Source organism: Paenibacillus sp. E194 (genome assembly GCF_000935845.1).
Taxonomy (GTDB): Bacteria; Bacillota; Bacilli; order Paenibacillales; family Paenibacillaceae; genus Paenibacillus_B; species Paenibacillus_B alvei_B.
In genome coordinates this window covers 1-4,581 of sequence record NZ_JMDX01000353.1, presented here as the reverse complement: position 1 = coordinate 4,581, position 4,581 = coordinate 1, and the positions used below count along the sequence as shown (strand labels likewise).

Annotated in this window: 5 protein-coding genes; all 5 read right to left on the bottom strand. The window is 48.0% G+C overall.

The features are described from left to right. On the bottom strand, window positions 1-456 hold a 456-nt coding region (locus tag AZ66_RS27190; protein ID WP_044357755.1), incomplete at its 3' end, for a Gfo/Idh/MocA family protein. An 87-nt stretch (window positions 457-543) separates the two neighbouring features. After that, window positions 544-1,263, bottom strand: a complete 720-nt coding sequence (locus tag AZ66_RS27185; RefSeq protein ID WP_021259088.1) for a ThuA domain-containing protein — start codon at window positions 1,261-1,263, stop codon at window positions 544-546. Window positions 1,264-1,417: 154 nt separating this feature from the next. Further along, on the bottom strand, window positions 1,418-2,386 hold the full coding sequence (locus tag AZ66_RS27180) for a sugar phosphate isomerase/epimerase family protein (RefSeq protein ID WP_044357753.1): 969 nt from the start codon (window positions 2,384-2,386) through the stop codon (window positions 1,418-1,420). Between the two features lie 56 nt (window positions 2,387-2,442). Beyond that, window positions 2,443-3,525 carry a Gfo/Idh/MocA family protein gene (locus tag AZ66_RS27175; RefSeq protein ID WP_021259090.1) on the bottom strand — a complete coding sequence of 361 codons (1,083 nt, stop codon included), beginning with the start codon at window positions 3,523-3,525 and terminating at the stop codon, window positions 2,443-2,445. A 102-nt stretch (window positions 3,526-3,627) separates the two neighbouring features. Then, entirely contained in the window at window positions 3,628-4,395 is a 768-nt protein-coding gene (locus AZ66_RS27170) for a sugar phosphate isomerase/epimerase family protein (protein WP_156160104.1), read from the bottom strand. Window positions 4,396-4,581: the final 186 nt, after the last annotated feature.

Genomic DNA, 4,581 nt, shown 5'->3' with positions numbered 1-4,581 from the left:
CTGCCCCATCTGTCCTTCGTCAATGTACTGTTTCAGAAATTGAGAACGCGAGCGGAAGCGATTATTCCGCATGACCATCAGCACTTTGCCCGATTTCTCGGCAGCCTGCTGCATACGTACCGCATCTTCTGGGTTCGTCGCATCAGGCTTTTCGCAGAATACGTGCAACCCTTTCTCTAAGGCAGCAATCGCAACTGGAGCGTGCAGATAGTTCGGGGAGCAAATATCTACAATATCCAACTCCTCGTGTTCAAGCATCTCCTGCCAGTCTTCATAAACCCGAACCTGGCCAATTTGATCCGCAACTTCGCAAGCAGATGGCTTATGCGGATCGCATACAGCGACGATCTGAACATGCGGATTTGAGAGAAATGCAGGCATATGCGCTCCACGGAATATGTTGCCTGTTGAAACAACTCCGACGCGTAATGGTTGTGAAGATTCAAATGATGTCATGTTTATACCCACTCTTTCTTTCAAATTACATTAGGCTGTATGATGATAACTACAATGGAATCCTTGCATGTTGTCTAACTTGTCCCATTAATTCAACGGTTCAAGCGGCTGAGCGTTGCCATACTTCGGATATGTGCGTTCCGACGGCTTAGCCCACTTCACCGCATTGGAGATGACACGGCGGATTTGCTCATTGTAATAGGTCGGATATGTCTCATGACCTGGACGGAAGTAGAAGACTTTGCCCATGCCGCGCTGATAGCAGCAGCCGCTGCGGAATACTTCTCCGCCAGTAAACCAGCTGACGAATACAAGTTCATCCGGTGCCGGAATGTCGAAGTGCTCGCCGTACATTTCTTCCGCTTCAAGCTCAATATACTCCCCAATTCCTTCTGCGATCGGGTGCCCAGGAGATACGACCCACAGCCGTTCCTTGTCGTTCGCTTCACGCCATTTCAAATCGCAGCCGGTTCCCATAAGCTTCTTGAAAATTTTCGAAAAATGACCGGAATGAAGGACAATCAGTCCCATCCCGTGGAGCACTCGTTGATGGACACGCTCTACAATCGCATCGTCCACCTCTTCGTGTGCCTTATGCCCCCACCAAATCAATACATCAGTCTCATTCAATACTTCCTCTGTCAACCCATGTTCAGGCATATCGAGCGTTGCATAGCGCACATGAAACTCCTGACCCAGTCCCTCGCCGATCGCTGTATGAATCCCTTGCGGATAAATATCAGCTACGGTCTTGTTGTGTTGTTCGTGTCTGTATTCATTCCAGATCGTTACGTTTTGTTTTGTCATCGCTGCATGCTCCTTTGTCCATTCATATAGATAAGCTCATTTCTGAAAACATCTTAGTTAGAAAGGCAATCCCACCTTCCATTCATCCTTTATACACAAGAATGAGGAAGATGCGATGCCTATATCACGTTACTTGGCGTGCATGATTTGAGGCCTAGACCCACCACATCTCGCCAATCGGTTCCTTCATTAAGATCGGCTTCAAATTCTCAACAGCCTTCGTGAAGCCCTCATCGACGGACATTAAGCCATCCTCATGCTCTATGCTCACAACATAGTCATAACCGACAAGGCGAAGGGCACTAATTATATCAGCCCACGTCTTCGTGTCATGGCCATAACCGACAGTGCGGAACTGCCAAGCGCGATCCAACATCATCGTGTAAGACTGCATATCTGTTATCCCGTGCTTATGGATGTTCACAGGATCAATAGTCGTATCCTTGGCATGGAAGTGATGAATGGCATTCTCCTGCCCGAGAATACGGATTGCCTGTACCGGATCTATGCCTTGCCACCACATATGGCTCGGGTCAAGGTTCGCTCCGATTGCCTCGCCTGCCGCTTCGCGGAGACGAAGCATCGTACCTGGCGAGTGAACGGAGAAGCCGCCGTGCAGCTCGAGTCCGATCTTCAAGCCGCGTTCAGTCGCTTGTTTGCCCACCTCTGTCCAATACGGAATAACCTTCTCCTTCCACTGCCAGTCCAGAATTTCCTGATAATCTGTAGGCCATGGTGCCACAGGCCAGTTCGGGTATTTCGCGCCTTCATGGTCACCCGGGCAGCCGGAGAAGCCGTTCACAACTGGAACTTCCAGCTTCGCAGCGAGATCCAGCGTCGCCATGAAATCTTCATGATACTGCTTTGCAATATCCTTCTGTGGGTGAAGCGGATTGCCGTGACAGCTTAACGCACTAATCGTCAGGCCCCGGGAAGCAACTGCTTCCTTAAATGCCTTGAGCTTCGCCTCACTAGCTAACAGTTCATGCGGGTTGCAATGCTTCGCGCCTGGATACCCGCCAGTACCTATCTCAACAGCTTCTACACCTTTAGCTGCTACTGTATCCAATGCCTCTTCTAATGGCAATTGTCCGTACAGAACTAAGAATACGCCTAATTTCATGAGTGTTCTTTGCCTCCTTCGGTACGATTCATGTGCACTCGTGCTGCTTATTCCGATTAGTCAAAGTAAATTGCTTTGCCTGTGCGCGAGGACTCGTAAATGGCTTCCAAAATCTCAGAAACGACGCACGCTTGTTCCGGCGTAATGATTGGTGTCTTGTCATTTTCAATCGCGTCAATCCACATATGCATCTCTACATCTGGCGGATTATCAGAATCACCTTCATAGAAATCAACGCCACTTGCAGTCAAATGGAATTTTTGATCGTACAGTTGGCCGTGTTTTTCCCCGTTAATCGTCAAGCCGTCATTCATATCTGCGCCGCCTTCTGTACCGCATAGCGTACACTTCGCTTCGATGTTGGATGTTACGTTAAGTGCCCAGCTAGATTCCAAAATAACTGTCGCTCCGTTCTTCATCACAATCATCCCGAACGCGGAATCTTCAACCGTGAACTTCGCTGGATCCCATGAACCCCAAGCATTCGCTGCATTCTCACGGCCGCTCAACTTATGATAAGCCTTGCCAAGCACGATATGCGGCTCGTAGTTGTCCATCATCCACAACGTCATATCAAGCGAGTGTGTACCGATATCGATAAGCGGGCCTCCGCCTTGCTTCTCTTCATCCAAGAACACACCCCATGTAGGAACCGCGCGGCGACGAATCGCATGCGCTTTGGCGAAATAAATCTCACCAAAGGTGCCCTCTTCACACAGCTTCTTCAAATAGCGGCTGTCATTGCGGAAGCGGTTATTGTAGCCTACTGTAAGCTTCTTGCCTGTACGCTTCGCCACTTCAACCATGCGGCGTGCATCTTCCGCTTTCTTCGCCATTGGCTTCTCACACAATACATGCTTGTCGCTCTCCAGCGAAGCAATTGTAATCTCTGCATGGGAATCATTCGGCGTACATACATGGATGATGTCGATGCTCTTATCTTCCAATACAGCCTTATAATCGGTATAGACTTTAGCATCCGGTGTGCCATACTTTTCCTTCGCCTCAACCGCGCGCTCTTCAACAATGTCGCAGAATGCTACCATTTCAACATTATTCAGCTTGGCCAAGCTAGGCATATGCTTGGCGTTGGCAATGCCGCCGCATCCGATAATCGCAATTTTATATACTTTTGACATGAATCTATTCCTCCCGAGTTTAGATTGATGATGTAGGTCATGTATTCACTGTACTATGTGTAGAGGTACGTCCCTCTTAAAGTTTTCTCTTGAAGTCTTCTATTAAAGTCCGAGATTGTCCTTAATCCATTGACGGCTGCCGCGCACGCTATCGAGCGGTGCACGCTGGCACTCATCCTGCTCCACGATAAGCCATTCCGTTCCTGCTTCTCGAGCAGCTTGAGCTACACCCACTAAATCGAGTTCACCCTGACCAAGCTCCATTGTCATTGGCTTTCCGTCTGCATCATATTTGAGATCCTTATAATGAATGAACGGAACACGACCTGAATATTGAGCAATTACTTCCAACGGATTGTAACCACCATGCTTCACCCAACATACATCCAGTTCCGTGAAAAGCTTGTCTTCAGGTATCTTGCTGAACAGCAATTCAAATACCGTCTCCTGCCCAATCTTAGCTTCAAATTCATATCCATGATTGTGATAGCCCAGCTTAATTCCATGCGCGGCAAGTCGCTCTGCAACAGCTGCAAGCGTGCGAACTGACTCTTCCAAGATGTCTTCATTGGCTTCGTGCAGCTTCGGAATTCCCGGACAAATGATGTTCCGGTTGCCGATGGCAAGATTCATTTCAATTTGCTCATCTAGGTGTTCAGTCAATTGCTCAATGCTGACATGAGACCCGGCCGCCTTCAAATTCAGGCGCTTCAGTTCACCTGCTAATTTCTCCGGCGCCAATCCGCCGTAGCCGGCAAATTCTACACCTTCATAGCCCATAGCCGCCACTTGCTCCAGTGTTCCGATAAAGTCTTTTTGCATATCATCACGCAATGTATAAAGCTGCACTCCAATTTTCAATGGATCCACCTCATTTTGTATAAATCGTTATGAACGATTATGATATCGGCTTACTTTTTGAAAAGGTTTTCAATGAACTGACTTCATTGTGCCACATTGCTTTCGGGGTGTGAATGAAGGATCTCCTTTTAACATGAACAATCTTGCTATCTTTGCTATACTCTTTGTAAAGAGCGTAGATATCTATATATGGAC